Below are 16,749 nucleotides of genomic sequence, written 5' to 3'. Positions count from 1 at the left end.
GCGTCGTATCGGAACGTGTCAGCAACACTCCCGGAGGCAACGTGAGCCAAGGCGGCCGGGAACAAACGTCGCCGTTAAAAGTTGAGTGGCCCGCAAGCACGTAACGTCGGTTTTCGACAGGAGGTCTATCATGGGTCGCGGCATTCTACTTTGGCTGCTCGGTGTTCCACTGCCTATCATCATCCTTCTGGCCCTGTTTATGCGATAGGATGAGATGATGTCGGTTTCAGTGACAGATTCCGGAGAGGTTGTCGCTCCGGTCGAATCCTCCAAATCCGCCATGACGTGGGGCCCCATCTTTGCGGGCGCAGCCGTTGCAATCGGCGTGACCCTCATCCTTCTGCTTCTGGGGTCCGGCGTCGGCCTGACGATGGTTTCGCCTTGGTCGGATCAAAGCAGTTCCCTTGGCACACTCGGCGTCACGGCGGCCATCTGGCTCGTGGTCGTGCAATGGCTCTCTTCCGCGCTCGGAGGCTATATCACCGGCCGGCTGCGCACGAAGTGGGCGGCTGTGCACACGGACGAAGTCTTCTTCCGCGACACCGCGCACGGTTTCATCAGTTGGGCGCTGGCGACGATTTTTGTCGCCGGGTTTCTGACGTCGTCGTTAACATCACTCGCCGGCGCGGGCGCACAGGCCGTAGGTGCGGCCGCACAAACCGTGGGCTCGACCGCAACGGTCGCCGGGACGGTGGCAGCATCGTCGGCAACGGACTTGCCTACAGCCTATTTTACCGACGCAATGCTGCGTCCCGATCAGGCGCGCACGCAGGCAACGTCCAATGACGCCGCGGCGACATCCGAGGTGTCACGGATCCTTCTGAACGGTGCCGCCCAGGGCCAGATTCCGGAAGATGACAAGGCCTATCTCGCTAAAGTCGTGGCGTCGCGTACCGGCCTTTCCGAAGCCGATGCACGAGCGCGTGTCGATACCGTGCTGAAGCGCATCGATGAGGCCAAGGTCGCAGCGCAGAAGGCCGCCGACGAGGCGCGCAAAGCTGCCTCCACGACGGCATTGCTCGGCGCATTGTCCCTTCTGATCGGAGCTTTCATCGCCTCTGCCGCCGCAGCGCTTGGCGGATCGCAGCGCGATGAAGAGGAAGACCTGATCGTTACCTCGCGGCGCTAATGACGAGCCGGACATGGGCGGCCAGCACGCGGCGGGCCGGGCGGCAGGCGGCCTGCTGGCGGATAACGGCGGCCCAACAGATTCCGGGTAGCCAAGCCGGCCGGAGAACCTTCGACCCGGCGTGATTGCCGCTATCGCTTTTGAGATTTGGCGACCGCCCGCTTTTCGTGGCTCAGGACGAGTTCAATCTGGACATCTTCCTGGAACTGCATCACCCGCTCGCCGGCATCGCGCTCCGACATTCCGGCCGCCAGAAGCTGATCGGCGAGCCGGCGGCATTCGGCCTTCCAGAACTCTATTGCATCCGCGCCATGCCGCCGGCCGAGTTCACGGGCACAGCGCTCAACATTGGCGGTTCCGGTACCGGAGGGAAACGCGATAATCCGGCCTTCATTGGAGACGGGGCGGCGGGTCATTTCACTAGCCATCGAACACGGGTTCCTTTGATCCTGTTCGTTGTCTACGGGAGTATGGTTAATGCTTTCTATTCGTTTCGTATTCGTGTCCGTTCAAAGTGTCCACCGCGGTCAATCTGCCTCGCCTTCGACCTTGACGCGGGTACGCCGATGCGCTGACAGTCCGCAGCACGACCGATAGCCGAGGCAGACCACGATGACGATCTCCGCCCCCCGCGATTTTCTGAAAAGCCTGTTCGATGCAGCGGTTCGCGCTGCCGATCCGCTGACCGGGATCAAGGCGCATCTGCCCGGCAAGCCGAAGGGAAGAACCGTGGTGATCGGCGCCGGCAAGGGTGCGGCACAGATGGCGCGAGCGCTCGAAAACGTCTGGGACGGAAGGCTCGCGGGCCTGGTCGTCACTCGCTACGGCTATGGCTGCGAGACACGTGACATCGAGATCATAGAGGCCGCACATCCGGTGCCGGATGCCGCAGGACTTGCCGCGGCAAGGCGGTTGATGGAAACTGTGCGTGACCTTTCAGAAGACGATCTCGTCATCGCGCTGATCTGCGGCGGCGGCTCGGCGCTGCTGCCCTCCCCGCCGGAGAAATTGACGCTCGAAGACGAAATCTCATTGAACGAGATGCTACTCGCTTCCGGTGCGCCGATCTCGGCGATGAATGTCGTGCGCAAACATCTCTCCACCATCAAGGGCGGCAGGCTTGCGGCGGCGACCAAAGCAAGGGTGGTCAGCCTCATTGTCTCGGACATCCCGGGAGACAACCCGGCCCATGTCGCCTCCGGACCGACGGTGCCCGATGGTTCGACGCGGCACGATGCCCTGGAGATTGTCCGGCAATACGGGCTGAAGCTACCGCAGGCGGCGCTCGATCATCTGAACTCATCGAAGGCAGACGCACCGCAGCCGGGCGATCCGGTCTTTTCAAGGCACGAGCACCACATCATCGCCTCGGCTGGCGTCTCGCTTGAGGCGGCGGCCGCCGTCGCAGCATCACAAGGCATCACGCCGGTTATCCTTTCGGATGCGATCGAGGGGGAATCGCGCGACGTGGCGCTGGTGCACGCGGCAATCGCCCGCGAGGTGCTGGGCCGCGACCGGCCGTTTTCCAAGCCCGTCGTCATTCTTTCCGGCGGCGAGACGACGGTGACGCTGAAAGCCAAGGGCGGCAAGGGCGGACGCAACGGGGAATTCACGCTTGCCACGGCGCTGGCGATCGATGGCCAGGAGGATATTCATGTGCTGGCAGCCGATACGGACGGCATCGACGGTTCGGAAGACAATGCCGGCGCCTTTGCCGACGGAAGCACCGTGAGGCGCCTGCGCGCCGCCGGCCTCGACCCTCGCCGGCAGCTCGACGGCAATGACAGCTATTCCGCCTTCAAGGCCATCGGCGACCTCTTCGAGACCGGCCCGACCGGAACCAACGTCAATGATTTCAGGGCGATCCTGATCCGTTAAGAGTTCGATCGGGTCCTGATCTTCCCCTGCCCGATCAGCCAGCCGACCGATTCTTGCACCGCCTGCAGGGACGTATATCGCGGGGTGTAACCAAGAAGCCGCCGGGCTTTGGCGATCGAGCAATTCGGGCTGCGGGCGATATGCTCCCATGTCGCCGTCGCATCCTCCTGTGTCTGGCCTTCGGCCCAGATGTCGAATGGCGCGAAGCTGAGCTTCGGCTCATGCCCGAACCATCGCGACATGGCTTCCGCGTAACCGCGAAGCGTCAGCGCCTGTTCCGAAACCGCGTGAAAACTTTCGCCGATCGACGCATTCCAATTGGCGATCGCCCCCATGAACATCGCTGCGACGTCATCGGCATGGACGTGGTGCACGGTCTCCAGGCCGAAATTGGGCAGCGCCAGAGCCTCGCCGAGGGCAAGCGTCGAGAAGACCTGCGGATTGAAATTGCCGGCTGGATTGAGCGGCGCCCATCCAGAGCCGACAATGTGGCCGGGATGGATGATGGTTGCCGGAAATCCTCGAAGTCTGGCCTGCTGCAAGAGATAGGTTTCGATCGCGGCCTTCTGTATGCCGTAGTCACCAAAAGGAGACTTTGGTGCCTCCTCCACCGTCGGCACGGTCATGGGATAGCCATGCGTCCATATCGTGCCGGTATGCAGGAAATGTCCGACATGCCCCGACAGGGCCGTCGCCAGATGCTCCGCGCTTTCCAGCGTGAAGCATATCATGTCGATGACGATGTCGGCCTTCAATGCACGCACGGCCGGACCGAATTCACCGGTCCGCTCCATCTCCGCACGGCCCATCTGCCGCTGATCGACAGCCCCCCAGGCGCCGTTTGCCGCATAGGGCTTTGCCACGCCGCGGCTGATCGTGACGACGTCATGACCGGCCTCCACCAGGCGGGGAACCAAATAGGTTCCGACATGGCCCGTCGCCCCGATAACCAGAACCCGCATGATCGTTCCTCCCTTTTCATTTTCGCGCCGAATATGATGCGCCATCCCGCGATCCTGCAAGCGAACTTTTCGTCATCGAAAGCGGGCGACAAGCCGTTATCGATTCTGAAAACCAGACAGCTGCCGCCGCGCTTCCTGATCTGGCTGCAGACATCATTGGCTTCCACGCGCGTCTGGCGAGCGATGCGGGCCGCATAACGCGGTCGAAAACCGAAGCTGCGGTCCCGCTGACGCAGGATCAGCGGCTGCTCCGCATTCAGCGGCGCGGGCAGATCCTGGACGGCATCGAGAAACAGACGCCGGGCGACCGCGACATCCGCATTCGCCGCAAGCTGGACGCCCCAGGGGGCCCAGATGCCCTCCTGTCGCCAGGGCGTGTCCTTCAGCGTCCGCCTCTCTGCAAGGGCCACGCAGCCATCGAGAAAGGGCTTGTCCTTGTCGAGCGGAGCTGCCGCGTCTTCCGGCGGGTTATCCTTCCATTCCTCGACCGTATGTGCGGTGATCGCCATCACGTAGCTGCGCGTCTCGTAAGGTAATGTGCCTGCTGTAAGGTAAGTTGCGAGGCCGTTTTCGCCGGCATTATAGGCGGCGGCTGCCAGGCCGAGATTGCCGAAACGATTGCGCAATTCATCGAGATACTGCGCCGATTTCCGCAGCGCTTCCAGCACCTGGTAACTGTCTTCAAGGCCGCGGAGTTTGGCCGTTCCCGGCATGAATTGCGCAATGCCCAGCGCTCCCTTGATGCTGACCGCGTCGGGGCGAAAGGTGCTTTCCCGCCAGATGAGGCGGGCGAAATAATCAGGCGGCAATTGGTTGGCCTCGGCGAAATGCTCGATCGCGACGCAGAGATCGCGGTTGAAACTCTCCTTACGAATGCAAAGCGTCTCGCCCGATGGCGACGCCGAAGGCCCGGAATAGAGACAGGCCGGTGTCGCAGTGCTGCCCTCCGGCTGGGCCCTTGTCGTCTCCGCTTCAGAAAACAAAAGGCAGAGCGAAAGCATGGCCTTCGCCAATCTCCTCCCAATGCCGGACTGATGCTTTCGCCCTATCATCGGATCTCAGGTTCGAACTTCCATCGCGACGCTGAATTCTAGATAGCATCGATGGGGGCGCAAAGCTTCCCCCAATCAACGTCGGCATTCGAATTGGTGCTCTGACAGCGCATTCTCCGGCATACCCATGAAAAAGCCGCCGGGCCATATGGTCGCGGCGGCGCGAGGAGCAGCTGAAGCCGACGATCAGGCCGTCGGCTGCTTGGTCTTGCGGAGATACGGCAGAACCGTGTCGAAGGAGCCGAAACGGGTGATCGCGTCTTCGTTGGAAACCGCGGCTGTGATGATGACATCCTCGCCCTGGTTCCAGTTCGCCGGTGTCGCCACCTGGTGTTTCGCCGTCAGCTGGATGGAATCGATGGCGCGCAGGATCTCGTTGAAATTCCTGCCCGTCGTCATCGGATAGGTCAGGCTCAGCTTGATCTTCTTATCGGGACCGATGATGAAAACCGAACGCACCGTCGCATTGTCGGCGGGCGTGCGGCCTTCCGAGCTCTCACCGGCGCCGGCCGGCAACATGTCATAGAGCTTGGCGACTTTGAGGTCCTTATCGCCGATCAGAGGATATTCGACGTCGAAGCCGGTTGCGGTCTTGATATCGTTCTTCCACTTGCCGTGGCTTTCCACGGGATCGACCGAGATGCCGATGATCTTTACGCCGCGCTTGGAGAATTCCTTCTCCAGGCCTGCCATGGCGCCGAGTTCGGTGGTGCAAACGGGCGTGAAATTCTTCGGGTGCGAGAACAGGACCGCCCAGCCGTTGCCGATCCAATCATGGAAGCTGATCGGTCCCTGCGTGGTGTCGGCGGTAAAATCGGGGGCAATGTCGTTGATACGCAAGCTCATGGTCGGCCCTCCAAGCCTTGTGTTAAATGTTATTCATCTCAAATCGAGGCCATGGGACCTGCCCGCCGGAAGCGGTCACAAGATTGCGGTCATCGCGATCGCGCCAGCCAAATGTAAAACTTCCCATCCCAGGATTTTAACTAGGTTATATACCACGATAACCAAAGGCATGCTCTTTCGATTTCCGGCCTGCCGCCGCATTATTTTTCCCGCGGACACCTGCACCAAAAGACTGATGGTTCTCCGCCGGCGCTATCGGAAGCAGGTGCAATAGTCGGCTCCCGCTCCGAAGAGCCGGATCGGGATCGGTCCGGTCCATGCCACGTCCGGCATGCGGCTGTGCCAATGCGTGGCCTCCAAAGTCCCTGCCCTAAAAGCGGCAAGTTGATTATTTTTTAGGCGACTTTATTCATGCACACTTTTCAGGCGAACACCTTGCAAAAATTGCTGCGGCGCGTCATAAATATGGGCATGACGCATCGCGATCTTACAATTCTTGTGATCGATGAAAATGCCATTCGCGCCTCCATCATCGAGGAGGGCTTGCGCGAGGCAGGGCATGCGCGCGTGACCGTGGTGCATGAGGTCCACGGCATTGCGCGCACCATCGAAACACTCATGCCCGACGTGATCATCATCGATATCGAAAATCCCAACCGTGACATGATGGAGCATCTTTTCCAGCTGACGCGGACAGTCTCCCGCCCGATCGCCATGTTCGTCGATCGCTCCGACACGGCCTCCATCGAGGCTGCGGTCGATGCAGGCGTCTCGGCCTATATCGTCGACGGCCTGAAGAAGGAACGCGTCAAGCCAATCCTCGACATGGCGGTCAGCCGGTTCAATGCCTTCAACCGGCTGCGGCGGGAACTTGCCGATGCCCGGTCGGCGCTGGAGGAGCGCAAGCTGATCGAGCGCGCCAAGGGCATACTGATGAGGATGAGAGGCCTGCCAGAGGAAGAGGCCTTCGCACTGTTGCGACAGACGGCGATGAACGAAAATAAGAAGATGTCGGAAATCGCCCAGAGCGTTGTCACCGCCGCGGGACTTTTGATGTGATGGCCGGCTTGGCGAATTTCCGGAGGAAACCGGAGTGGATATGATGACTGATATCGCCGATGTTAGCGGTGGGCTGCCCTTGCCCGCGCGCGTCAACAGCGAAGGCGCAAAAGTGCTGCGGGCGGGCTTCATTCCGCTGGTCGACGCATCGGTGCTGATCGCAGCCGCGGAATTCGGATTTACCAGGAAAGAAGGCCTGACCCTCGATCTCGTCAAGGACGTTTCCTGGGCCAATGTCCGCGATCGCCTGGCGTTCCGCCAATACGATATCGCCCATATGCTGTCGCCGATGCCCATCGCCTCCATGCTCGGCCTCGGCTCCAATCCCTCGCCGACGATCACACCGTTTTCCCTTGGGCGCGGCGGCAATGCAATCACGCTTTCGACACGGCTCTTCGAGAGGATGCGGGACGATACCGGCCTATCGGAATCGGCAAGCGCGCTCGACAACGCTCGCGCCCTCGCAAAAACCATCGCGGCGATGAAAGCGCACGGCGAGCCGCTGCCGACATTCGGCGTCACCTATCCTTTCTCATCCCACAATTACGAATTCCGCTACTGGCTGGCGGCCGGCGGCATCGATCCCGACAAGGACGTCAAGTTCGTCGTGGTGCCGCCGCCGCTGACGTCGGAGGCGCTGGAGGCCGGCGCCATCGATGGCTTCTGCGTCGGCGCGCCGTGGAACATGATTGCCTCGGAACGGGGCGTCGGCCGCATCGTCGCAGCCAAGCAGGACATTTGGCCCTCGGCCCCGGAAAAGGTGATCGGCATGCGGCCGGATTGGGCGGAAAGCCGTCCGGAAACCGTTTCACGATTGATCGTAGCGCTCGACGCTGCGGCCCGCTGGTGTGACCGGGCTGAAAACCACGACGCGCTGGCAGCCGCCCTCGCCGATCCCCGCTATATCGCCGCTCCCGTCGATATCCTCCGTCGCGTGCTCGCCGGCGAATTCAGCCTTGACGCCAGGGGCAACCGGCGCGTCATCGCCGATTATTTCAAGTTTCATTCCGGCTTTGCCAATTATCCGAGGCCGAGCCAAGCGCTGTGGATCTACAGCCAGATGCTGCGTTGGGGACAGGCGGAGGCCAGCCTCAACCACGCGCGGGCCGCCGCCTCGGCCTATCGTCCGGATCTCTATCGCGCCGCTCTCGGCGACAAAAACGCGCCCGAGGATGCCGATATCCGCATCGAGGGCGGCGACGAGGGCGACCGCTTCATGGATGGCCACGTCTTCGATCCCACAACATTGCCGGATTATGTCGCAGGCTTTGCCGTCAGAAGCGCCCTGTCCTTCGCTTGCGGCAGCGACGAGATTTGATCCCGCGCTGCTTAAAACGCCAGCACGGATCTGCGCGCAGCCTATCGCAACGCACAAAAGATTTGCATGACCGTCGAGCGCCCGAAAAGGTGCAGACACGATACTTGTGAAAAACCTTTTAAATTCAACGCACTGAAACAGACGGAGCGAATTGGCACGGCATTTGCTTCGTTATTATTATACCGATCAAAGACGATCGGAGCAGAGTGAGCGCGGGATGGCTCACGAAACATAGAGATGTATCCTTGAACAATCCGGCATAGGGATCGCTTCAAGGCAAACGGCCGGAAGGCCATGAGTTCGGCGTCCAACGGCGGACGCCACCAGCAAAGCCGCTGATCAGGATATTTCGCGCGCCTCGTGCAAGCGCGTCCTGACCAGCGGCTTTTTGTTTTAACCCTCAGCAATGGATCGGCACGACCTTGTCGGGCCACGGAGAAGCCATGTCTGTCATCGAAAAAGCGCAGCCCATGTCCGCCGGCCAACCAGCCAAAGCACTGTGGATATCCACGGTGGCCTTCACCCTCTGTTTTGCCGTCTGGACGATCTTTGCGATCATCGGCATTCGCATCAAACAGGATCTCGGGCTGAACGAGGCCGAGTTCGGATTGCTGATCGGAACCCCTGTCCTCACCGGCTCTCTCGTGCGCATCGTTCTCGGCATCTGGACCGAACGCTACGGCGGCCGTCTCGTTTACACCCTCACGATGCTGGCCGCCGCATTGGCGACCTTTCTGCTCTCCTATGCCCAAACCTATCCGCAGATGCTGATCGCCGGCCTCGGCGTCGGGCTTGCCGGCGGCTCCTTCGCGGTTGGCGTCGCCTACGTTTCGCCTTTCTTCCCGGCGGAAAAGCAGGGAACGGCGCTCGGCATATTCGGCGCCGGCAATGTCGGCGCGGCCGTGACCAAATTCGCAGCTCCTTTCGTGCTCATCGCATGGGGCTGGCAGGCGGTCGCCGAGATCTGGGCTGCCAGCCTGGCGCTGATGGCCGTCGTCTTCTGGCTCACCACGACTGACGATCCGGCCTTCCGTCTTCGCCGCGAACGCGGTGTCGCTTCGAAGAGCCTTGCCCAGGAATTCGCGCCGCTGCAGAACATTCAGGTCTGGCGCTTCTCGCTCTACTACTTCTTCGCTTTCGGCGGCTTCGTTGCCCTGTCCCTGTGGCTGCCGCGTTATCTGGTCGGCGTCTACGGTTTCAATCTCGAAACTGCAGGCATGATCGCGGCCGCCTACTCGATCCCGGGCAGCATCTTCCGCGCCTTCGGCGGCATGGTGTCGGACAAGAAGGGTGCGCGCAGCGTGATGTATGCGATGTTCGCCGTATCGGCCGTGGCCACGCTCATCCTGTCGCTGCCTGCTGCCACCATCACGCCTGTGATCTTCATCGCCGTCATCTTCGTGCTCGGCTTCTTCATGAGCCTCGGCAAGGCCGCCGTCTACAAGCACATTCCGGCCTATTACCCCGAAAGCGTCGGCGCCGTCGGCGGCATCGTCGGAATGATGGGCGGTCTCGGCGGCTTTATCCTTCCGATTGCCTTCGGCTTCCTCAAGGACATGACCGGCCTTTGGTCGAGCTGCTTCCTGCTGCTCTTCGCGATTGTCGCGATCTCGCTCATCTGGATGCACCTGTCCGTCAAGCAATTGTCGCGCCAGAGCCATTCCGCACCCGTGGCTGCAACCTAATCTCTAAGGACCTGGAAGCATGACCGAAAAACTCGTCATCATCGGCAATGGCATGGCGCCCGGGCGCATGCTGGAGCACCTCCTCGAACGGGCGCCCGGACGCTATGAAGTTACGATCTTCAATGCCGAGCCGCGCGTCAATTACGACCGCATCATGCTGTCGCCGGTTCTGTCAGGCGAAAAGGACTACGAGCAGATCATCATTCATGGTGACGGCTGGTACATCAAGCACGGCATCATGCTCTACAAGGGTCACAGGATCGTCAACATCGATCGTGACGCCAAGACCGTCACCTCCGATCACGGCGTCACCGAAAGCTACGACAAGCTGGTGATTGCAACCGGCTCCGTTCCCTTCATCATCCCCGTTCCGGGCAAGGATCTGCCCGGCGTCATCACCTATCGCGACCTCGACGACGTGCAGGCCATGCTGCTTGCCGCCCAGTCACGCGAAAAGGCCGTCGTCATCGGCGGCGGCCTGCTTGGCCTCGAAGCGGCGGCGGGCCTCGCGCAGCGCGGCATGGACGTCACCGTTCTGCACGTCATGCCGACGCTGATGGAGCGCCAGCTCGATCCGGCCGCAGGCTATCTCCTGCAGAAGGCGGTCGAAGAACGCGGCATCAAGGTCATCTGCAAGGCCAATACCAAAGCGATCATCGGCAATGGCAAGGTCGAGGGCATCGAGCTCGACGACGGCCGCATCATCCCGGCAACGCTTGTTGTGATGGCCGTCGGCATTCGCCCGAGCGTCGGCCTGGCAAAAGACGCCGGCCTTGCGGTCAATCGCGGCATCGTCGTCGATTCCGGAATGCAGACCTCGGACGGCGATATTCTGGCGCTCGGCGAATGCGCCGAGGTGGGCGGCATGGTCTACGGCCTCGTCGCGCCGCTCTATGAGATGGCCCGCATCGCCGCCGCGCATCTCTCCGGGGATCGCTCGCCCGCTTTCGTGCATGCGGATACGCCGACGAAATTGAAGGTCACAGGCATCGAGCTCTATTCCCTCGGCGATTTCGCCGATGGCGACGACCGCGAGGAGATCGTGCTGCGCGATGCAAGCGCCGGCGTCTACAAGCGCCTCGTATTGAAGGACAACAAGATCATCGGCACTGTGCTTTACGGCGAAACCGCCGATGGCGCCTGGTTCAATGATCTGAAGAAGAAGGCCACCGATATTTCGGAGATGCGCGAGACGCTGATCTTCGGACAGGCCTACCAGGGAGGGTCGCCGCTGGACCCTATGGCGGCCGTTGCAGCCTTGCCGGATGACGCGGAGATCTGTGGCTGCAACGGCGTATGCAAGGGTAAAATCACGTCGACCATCACCGGTAAGGGACTGACGTCGCTCGACGACGTGCGCGCTCATACGAAGGCATCTGCCTCCTGCGGCTCCTGCACCGGCCTCGTCGAGCAACTGATGGCACTGACGCTCGGCGATGGCTACAATCCCGCTGCCGTGCAGCCGATGTGCACCTGCACCGAGCTCGGCCATGACGATGTCCGCCGGCTGATCAAGGCGAAGGGGCTGAAGACCATTCCGGCCGTCATGCAGGAGCTGGAATGGAAGACCTCCTGCGGCTGCGCCAAATGCCGGCCGGCGCTCAACTATTACCTCGTCTGCGACTGGCCGGACGAATATGCCGACGACTACCAGTCGCGTTTCATCAATGAGCGCGTCCACGCCAACATCCAGAAAGACGGCACCTACTCCGTCGTTCCCCGCATGTGGGGCGGCGTCACCAATTCGAGCGAGCTGCGCGCCATCGCCGATGTCGTCGACAAGTTCGAAATCCCGATGGTCAAGGTGACCGGCGGCCAGCGCATCGACCTGCTCGGCATCGAGAAGGAAGACCTGCCGGCCGTCTGGGCCGATCTCGGCAAGGCCGGCTTCATCTCCGGCCAGGCCTATGCCAAGGGCCTGCGTACGGTGAAGACCTGCGTCGGCTCCGACTGGTGTCGCTTCGGCACCCAGGATTCCACCGGTCTCGGTATCCGCATCGAGAAGTTCATGTGGGGCTCCTGGACACCCGCCAAGCTGAAGATGGCCGTCTCCGGCTGCCCGCGCAATTGCGCGGAAGCAACCTGCAAGGACATCGGTGTGATCTGCGTGGATTCCGGTTTCGAGATCCATTTCGCAGGAGCGGCCGGTCTCGATATCAAGGGCACGGAAGTGCTCGGTCTCGTGAAGACCGAGGACGAAGCGCTGGAGCATATCGTGGCGCTGACGCAGATGTACCGTGAGCAGGCCCGCTACCTCGAGCGCATCTACAAGTGGGCCAAGCGCGTCGGCCTGGACGAAATCCGCCGCCAGATCATGGACGATGCCGACAAGCGCAAGGCCTATTACGACCGCTTCGTCTTCAGCCAGAAATTCGCCCAGGTAGATCCCTGGTCGGAGCGCGTTTCCGGCAAAGACAAGCATGAATTCAAGCCGATGGCGACGATCGGCTATCCGCAGGCCGCCGAGTAAGGAGATGACTATGAATTGGATTGCAATCGGCGACATCTCCGACATCCCTTTACGCGGCGCACGCTGCGTGAAGACGCCGCAGGGCAAGATCGCCGTCTTCCGCACGGCCGAGAACGAGGTCTTTGCCATCGAGGATCACTGCCCGCACAAGGGCGGCCCGCTCTCCCAGGGCATCGTGCATGCCAAGGCCGTCACCTGCCCGCTGCACAACTGGGTGATCTCTCTTGAAACCGGCAAGGCGCTCGGCGCCGACGAGGGCGAGGTCAGGACCATCCCGGTCCGCAATGAGGACGGCGCCCTCTTCATCGCGCTCGAAAGCATGATGATGGCGGCGGAATAGATGATGGCCGAGGTCAAGACCACCTGTCCCTATTGCGGCGTCGGCTGCGGCGTGACCGCCGCGGTCGACGAGGCCGGCACGGTCAGCGTCAAGGGCGATCCCGAGCATCCGTCGAATTTCGGCCGGCTCTGCTCGAAGGGCTCGGCGCTTGCCGAAACGATCGATCTCGACGGCCGGCTTCTCTATCCCGAAATCGCTGGCGAACGGAGCGGCTGGGACGAGGCGCTTGATCTCGTTGCCCGGCGTTTTTCCGAAACGATCGCCGAACATGGGCCTGATTCCGTCGCCTTCTACGTCTCGGGTCAGTTGCTGACCGAAGACTATTACATCGCCAACAAGCTGATGAAGGGCTTCATCGGCTCGGCCAATATCGACACCAATTCGCGGCTCTGCATGTCCTCATCGGTGGCGGGACATCGCCGCGCCTTTGGCGCAGATACCGTGCCCGGCACCTATGAGGATATCGAGCTGGCGGATCTGGTGGTCTTGACCGGTTCCAACCTCGCCTGGTGCCATCCCGTCATCTATCAGCGGCTCGCTGCCGCGAAAACGGCGCGGCCGAGCATGCGGGTCGTCGTCATCGATCCTCGCCGGACGATGACATGCGACATCGCCGACCTGCATCTGGCCATCCGCCCGGATGGCGACGTCGCGCTTTTCATGGGGCTGCTGGCTCATCTCGCGACGAGCCCGGCGATCGACCAGAACTATATTGCCGCCCATACGGAAGGGTTTGCCGCCGCCTTTGCGGCGGCCGCAGCACTCGATATCAACGAGCTCCTGGAACGGACCGGCCTGCCGGCCATGCAGATCCGGGAATTTTTCCGGCTGTTCGAGACGACCGAGAAGGTCGTCACCTGCTACAGCCAGGGCGTCAACCAGTCCTCCTCCGGCACCGACAAGGTCAATGCCATCCTCAACTGTCATCTGGCGACCGGCCGCATCGGCCGCCCGGGCATGGGACCGTTCTCGCTGACCGGCCAGCCGAACGCCATGGGCGGGCGCGAGGTCGGCGGTCTCGCCAATATGCTTGCCGCCCACATGGCGATCGAAAACCCTGAGGACCGGGACCGCGTGCAGCGCTTCTGGAACTCGCCTGTTATTGCCGCAAAGCCCGGCCTGAAGGCGGTCGACATGTTCCGTGCGGTGGCCGACGGGCGCATCAAGGCGCTCTGGGTCATGGCCACCAATCCCGTTGTCTCGATGCCGGCTGCCGACAGCGTCGAAAGCGCGATCGCCGCCTGTCCCTTCGTCGTCGTGTCCGACATCCTGAAAGAGACGGATACGACCCGGCACGCGCATGTGCTTTTGCCCTCGCTCGGCTGGGGCGAGAAGAACGGCACCGTCACCAATTCCGAGCGGCGCATCTCAAGGCAGCGGCCTTTCCTCGACATCCCCGGCGAGGCGAAGGCCGACTGGTGGCAGCTTGCGGAAGTCGCCCGCCGCATGGGATTTGCCGATGCCTTCGACTTCGATGCGCCGGTCGATATCTTTGCGGAACATGCCGCGCTTTCCGCCTTCGAAAATGACGGCAGCCGCGATTTCGATATCGGCGCCCGCGCCGATATTGCCGGTGCCGCCTATGATGAACTGTCACCTTTCCAATGGCCGCAGGCGGCAGGGACCGCAGGCGGCGTCACCCGTTTCTTCGCCGAGGGCGGTTTCTTCCATCCCGACCGCAAGGCACGCTTCGTCGCGGTGGAGCCGCCCGCAACGGATCGCACCAATGCCGACTTTCCCTTCACCATGAATACCGGACGCATCCGCGACCAGTGGCACACGATGACGCGGACCGGAAAGAGCGCGCGGCTCTCAGCCCACATCGCCGAGCCTTTCGCGGAAATCCATCCGCGCGATGCGATCGAGACCGGCATATCAAGCGCCGGTTTGGTGGAGATCGAAAGCCCGCACGGCAAGGCTGTCGTCCGTGCCTTGGTGACCGATCGCCAGGCGCGCGGCGGCATCTTTGCGCCGATGCACTGGAACGATCAGTTCGCGGCAAAAGCGCGGATCGACGCCATGGTTGCGCCGATCACCGACCCGTTTTCCGGTCAGCCGGCGTCGAAGAACGTCGCCGTCGCCGTCCGCCCCTTCCGCGCTACGCATTATGGTTTCGCCGTCTCGGCCGTAAAACCCGCCACGCCCGACGCGGGCTATTGGGCGCTGGCGAAAGCTGTCGGCGGCTGGCGGCTGGAGCTTGCCTTCAGCGAGGCCATTGAAGACTGGGTCTCTTGGTGCCGCGCGGTTTTCGCCATTCCTGATGAAATCGAGCCGCTCGGTTATGCCGACCGGCAATCCGGCGACCTCAGGCTTGCCTTCTTCGATGGCGAGACCCTGCTTGCCGCGCTGTTCCTCGCACGCGAGCCGGTCGCCGTCGCGCGCAACTGGGCGATCTCGCAACTTACCGCCTCGCATGGCGACCTCAGGAAACGCTTTGCGCTGGTCGCCGGCCGCCCCGGGGCCGGCAGGCCGGACCCGGGCGCGACCGTCTGCTCCTGTTTCAGCGTCGGAGTGAATCAGATCGCCGCCGCCGTGCGCGGCGGGTGCCACAGCGTCGAGGCGGTCGGCAAGGAAACAAGCGCTGGAACCAATTGCGGCTCCTGCCGTGGCGAAATCGGCAAGATCATCGACCGCTGTCTTGCCGCAGCCGCGGAATGAAGGGCCGGAAACCGCCGACGCGGCCCAGCGGTATCAGACCGCGCTGGGCACGATGAATATCTTATGGTCGGCGGAAATGCGGACCGAGATTTCGTCATAGGATGCCAGGCTCGGATGCACCGTCTCCATCTTGTGCTGATGGGTCGCGGTGACGACCATGACATCGGCACCGGCCGCCTCGCCGGCGGCGATGCCGGCTGCAACATCCTCGAATACAAGGCAATCATGCGTGCTGACGCCAAGGCGCTCGGCGCCAAGAATATAACATTGCGGATCGGGTTTCCCGACCGTCACGTCTTCCGCCGTCACCATGAATTTAGGCCGCGGCAGACCAGCCGCCTCCAGCCGCCGGTGAGCAAGGCGCAGCGGCGAGGAGGTGACGATCGCCCAGCGGTCCGGCGGCAGCGAACTTAGGAATGCTGCGGCACCCGGAATGGCACCGACATCATTGACATCGGCAATTTCGGCCTCGGTCACCAGTTTTGCTTCGTATTCAGGATCGACGCCGGGCAGGTTCAGCCGGGCGATCGTGTCGATGCCGCGCGAGCCGTGCATCTTCGGCAAGAATTCAGCGACATCGAGCCCATGACGCCTCGCCCAGTCGCTCCGCTCAGCCGCCAGGATCGAATTGAGGATGGTGCCGTCCATATCGAACAGGAAGGCGGCATAGGGCTTCTCGAAGCCGCGGGGCATCGGCAGGGACAAAGGCGGATCCTTTTGGGAAGAGCATCGGTGGTTGTCGCTATCGTCCGATCAGACGGCAAATCATCGCCTTTTGCAAGCTTTGGCCAGGAGATATCTCCCATGTCTCCGCTCGGCGACATCCATCAACGCAGCAGCTTCAACGAGCCCGTCAGCGAGCGGATCCATTTCGTCGGGCCGGCGAGACCAACGCCGTCGATGGTTTCCGAGGAAAGGTCGCGCTCAGGCATCGAAGCCTCGTAGTCGGCATAGACATGCAAGGCGCGGGCGAAACGCGGGAACGGCACGACGAGCGCACCTTCGGGCGCCGGCAAAGCCTTCAGCAACAGCGATCTAAGATCCATGGCCGCCGCCTGCAGCACCGGAACCGGCTTGTTGGCGCTGATATGAAATGTCCGGCCCCCTTGATCGGTGAGCCGCGCGCCGGCAAGCGCGGGAGCTGCCGCGCCAAGGCCGATCGACAGTACTGCAACGGTATTGGCGAGTTCGCCGGCCGGCAGCCCCGGCTCGACAATCACCGCGACACGCCAATCCTCACTTGTCATCCATCGCCTCCGTTTTTCGTTCGTTTTCCGAACTTATCGAAAGCCGGAGAAATATCCTGCCTATTCCTGTCGCCAGACCCGCCAATTTGGTAGGACTTACCTAAT

General features: G+C 62.0%; 13 protein-coding genes and 1 pseudogene. 8 read left to right on the top strand and 6 right to left on the bottom strand.

Annotated elements, in window-relative coordinates:
• Nucleotides 1–217 precede the first annotated feature (217 nt).
• On the top strand, nucleotides 218–1,129 hold the full coding sequence (locus NE852_RS09120) for a membrane protein (protein ID WP_008527264.1): 912 nt from the start codon (nucleotides 218–220) through the stop codon (nucleotides 1,127–1,129).
• 131 nt (nucleotides 1,130–1,260) lie between these two features.
• Here NE852_RS09120 and NE852_RS09115 read toward each other — a convergent pair whose 3' ends face one another.
• Nucleotides 1,261–1,557, bottom strand: a complete 297-nt coding sequence (locus NE852_RS09115) for a DUF6074 family protein (protein WP_258156423.1) — start codon at nucleotides 1,555–1,557, stop codon at nucleotides 1,261–1,263.
• A gap of 184 nt (nucleotides 1,558–1,741) precedes the next feature.
• Between NE852_RS09115 and NE852_RS09110 the strand changes: the two genes are divergently transcribed.
• Nucleotides 1,742–3,007: a glycerate kinase gene (locus NE852_RS09110; RefSeq protein WP_008527270.1), complete on the top strand. Its 1,266-nt coding sequence runs from the start codon at nucleotides 1,742–1,744 to the stop codon at nucleotides 3,005–3,007.
• Here the strand turns inward: NE852_RS09110 and NE852_RS09105 are convergent.
• From NE852_RS09105 to NE852_RS09095, 3 genes and pseudogenes are all read right to left on the bottom strand, one after another.
• Nucleotides 3,004–3,969: an NAD(P)-dependent oxidoreductase gene (locus NE852_RS09105; protein WP_037171607.1), complete on the bottom strand. Its 966-nt coding sequence runs from the start codon at nucleotides 3,967–3,969 to the stop codon at nucleotides 3,004–3,006. The genes NE852_RS09110 and NE852_RS09105 overlap by 4 nt on opposite strands.
• Before the next feature lie 614 nt (nucleotides 3,970–4,583).
• Nucleotides 4,584–4,970, bottom strand: a pseudogene (locus tag NE852_RS09100) (lytic transglycosylase domain-containing protein); the annotation flags it as partial.
• Between the two features lie 237 nt (nucleotides 4,971–5,207).
• The gene (locus NE852_RS09095; RefSeq protein ID WP_008527276.1) at nucleotides 5,208–5,867 is read right to left on the bottom strand and encodes a peroxiredoxin; all 660 of its coding nucleotides are present in this window, start codon (nucleotides 5,865–5,867) and stop codon (nucleotides 5,208–5,210) included.
• 471 nt (nucleotides 5,868–6,338) lie between these two features.
• Between NE852_RS09095 and NE852_RS09090 the strand changes: the two genes are divergently transcribed.
• From NE852_RS09090 to NE852_RS09065, 6 genes are all read left to right on the top strand, one after another.
• Nucleotides 6,339–6,926: an ANTAR domain-containing response regulator gene (locus NE852_RS09090; RefSeq protein WP_008527277.1), complete on the top strand. Its 588-nt coding sequence runs from the start codon at nucleotides 6,339–6,341 to the stop codon at nucleotides 6,924–6,926.
• A gap of 43 nt (nucleotides 6,927–6,969) precedes the next feature.
• Nucleotides 6,970–8,244, top strand: a complete 1,275-nt coding sequence (locus NE852_RS09085) for a CmpA/NrtA family ABC transporter substrate-binding protein (protein WP_374992006.1) — start codon at nucleotides 6,970–6,972, stop codon at nucleotides 8,242–8,244.
• Between the two features lie 443 nt (nucleotides 8,245–8,687).
• Nucleotides 8,688–9,929, top strand: coding sequence for a nitrate/nitrite transporter (locus NE852_RS09080; RefSeq protein WP_258156421.1), 1,242 nt, complete (start codon nucleotides 8,688–8,690; stop codon nucleotides 9,927–9,929).
• Nucleotides 9,930–9,948: 19 nt separating this feature from the next.
• Entirely contained in the window at nucleotides 9,949–12,399 is a 2,451-nt protein-coding gene (gene nirB / locus NE852_RS09075; protein WP_008527288.1) for a nitrite reductase large subunit NirB, read from the top strand.
• Nucleotides 12,400–12,403: 4 nt separating this feature from the next.
• On the top strand, nucleotides 12,404–12,739 hold the full coding sequence (gene nirD / locus NE852_RS09070; RefSeq protein WP_128623543.1) for a nitrite reductase small subunit NirD: 336 nt from the start codon (nucleotides 12,404–12,406) through the stop codon (nucleotides 12,737–12,739).
• Nucleotides 12,740–15,397, top strand: coding sequence for a nitrate reductase (locus NE852_RS09065; RefSeq protein WP_258156420.1), 2,658 nt, complete (start codon nucleotides 12,740–12,742; stop codon nucleotides 15,395–15,397).
• 33 nt (nucleotides 15,398–15,430) lie between these two features.
• Here NE852_RS09065 and NE852_RS09060 read toward each other — a convergent pair whose 3' ends face one another.
• Together NE852_RS09060 and NE852_RS09055 are read right to left on the bottom strand one after the other, a co-directional pair.
• Nucleotides 15,431–16,102, bottom strand: coding sequence for an HAD-IA family hydrolase (locus tag NE852_RS09060; protein WP_037171619.1), 672 nt, complete (start codon nucleotides 16,100–16,102; stop codon nucleotides 15,431–15,433).
• A 122-nt stretch (nucleotides 16,103–16,224) separates the two neighbouring features.
• Nucleotides 16,225–16,644, bottom strand: coding sequence for a DUF2000 domain-containing protein (locus NE852_RS09055; RefSeq protein WP_008527305.1), 420 nt, complete (start codon nucleotides 16,642–16,644; stop codon nucleotides 16,225–16,227).
• Nucleotides 16,645–16,749 lie beyond the last annotated feature (105 nt).

The sequence above is a fragment of the Rhizobium sp. Pop5 genome, assembly GCF_024721175.1.
In the GTDB taxonomy this organism is placed as follows: domain Bacteria; phylum Pseudomonadota; class Alphaproteobacteria; order Rhizobiales; family Rhizobiaceae; genus Rhizobium.
Note: the sequence above shows the minus strand (reverse complement) of the source record. Positions and strands in the feature narration are given on the sequence as shown.

Excerpts from the sequence above, each read along its gene's own strand:
- NE852_RS09095 (WP_008527276.1), bottom strand. The coding sequence starts at position 5,867 with ATGAGCTTGCGTATCAACGACATTGCCCCCGATTTTACCGCCGACACC.
- NE852_RS09110 (WP_008527270.1), top strand. The coding sequence starts at position 1,742 with ATGACGATCTCCGCCCCCCGCGATTTTCTGAAAAGCCTGTTCGATGCA.
- NE852_RS09090 (WP_008527277.1), top strand. The coding sequence starts at position 6,339 with ATGACGCATCGCGATCTTACAATTCTTGTGATCGATGAAAATGCCATT.
- NE852_RS09065 (WP_258156420.1), top strand. The coding sequence starts at position 12,740 with ATGATGGCCGAGGTCAAGACCACCTGTCCCTATTGCGGCGTCGGCTGC.
- nirB (WP_008527288.1), top strand. The coding sequence starts at position 9,949 with ATGACCGAAAAACTCGTCATCATCGGCAATGGCATGGCGCCCGGGCGC.
- NE852_RS09115 (WP_258156423.1), bottom strand. The coding sequence starts at position 1,557 with ATGGCTAGTGAAATGACCCGCCGCCCCGTCTCCAATGAAGGCCGGATT.
- NE852_RS09120 (WP_008527264.1), top strand. The coding sequence starts at position 218 with ATGTCGGTTTCAGTGACAGATTCCGGAGAGGTTGTCGCTCCGGTCGAA.
- NE852_RS09105 (WP_037171607.1), bottom strand. The coding sequence starts at position 3,969 with ATGCGGGTTCTGGTTATCGGGGCGACGGGCCATGTCGGAACCTATTTG.
- nirD (WP_128623543.1), top strand. The coding sequence starts at position 12,404 with ATGACTATGAATTGGATTGCAATCGGCGACATCTCCGACATCCCTTTA.
- NE852_RS09080 (WP_258156421.1), top strand. The coding sequence starts at position 8,688 with ATGTCTGTCATCGAAAAAGCGCAGCCCATGTCCGCCGGCCAACCAGCC.
- NE852_RS09085 (WP_374992006.1), top strand. The coding sequence starts at position 6,970 with ATGACTGATATCGCCGATGTTAGCGGTGGGCTGCCCTTGCCCGCGCGC.
- NE852_RS09055 (WP_008527305.1), bottom strand. The coding sequence starts at position 16,644 with ATGACAAGTGAGGATTGGCGTGTCGCGGTGATTGTCGAGCCGGGGCTG.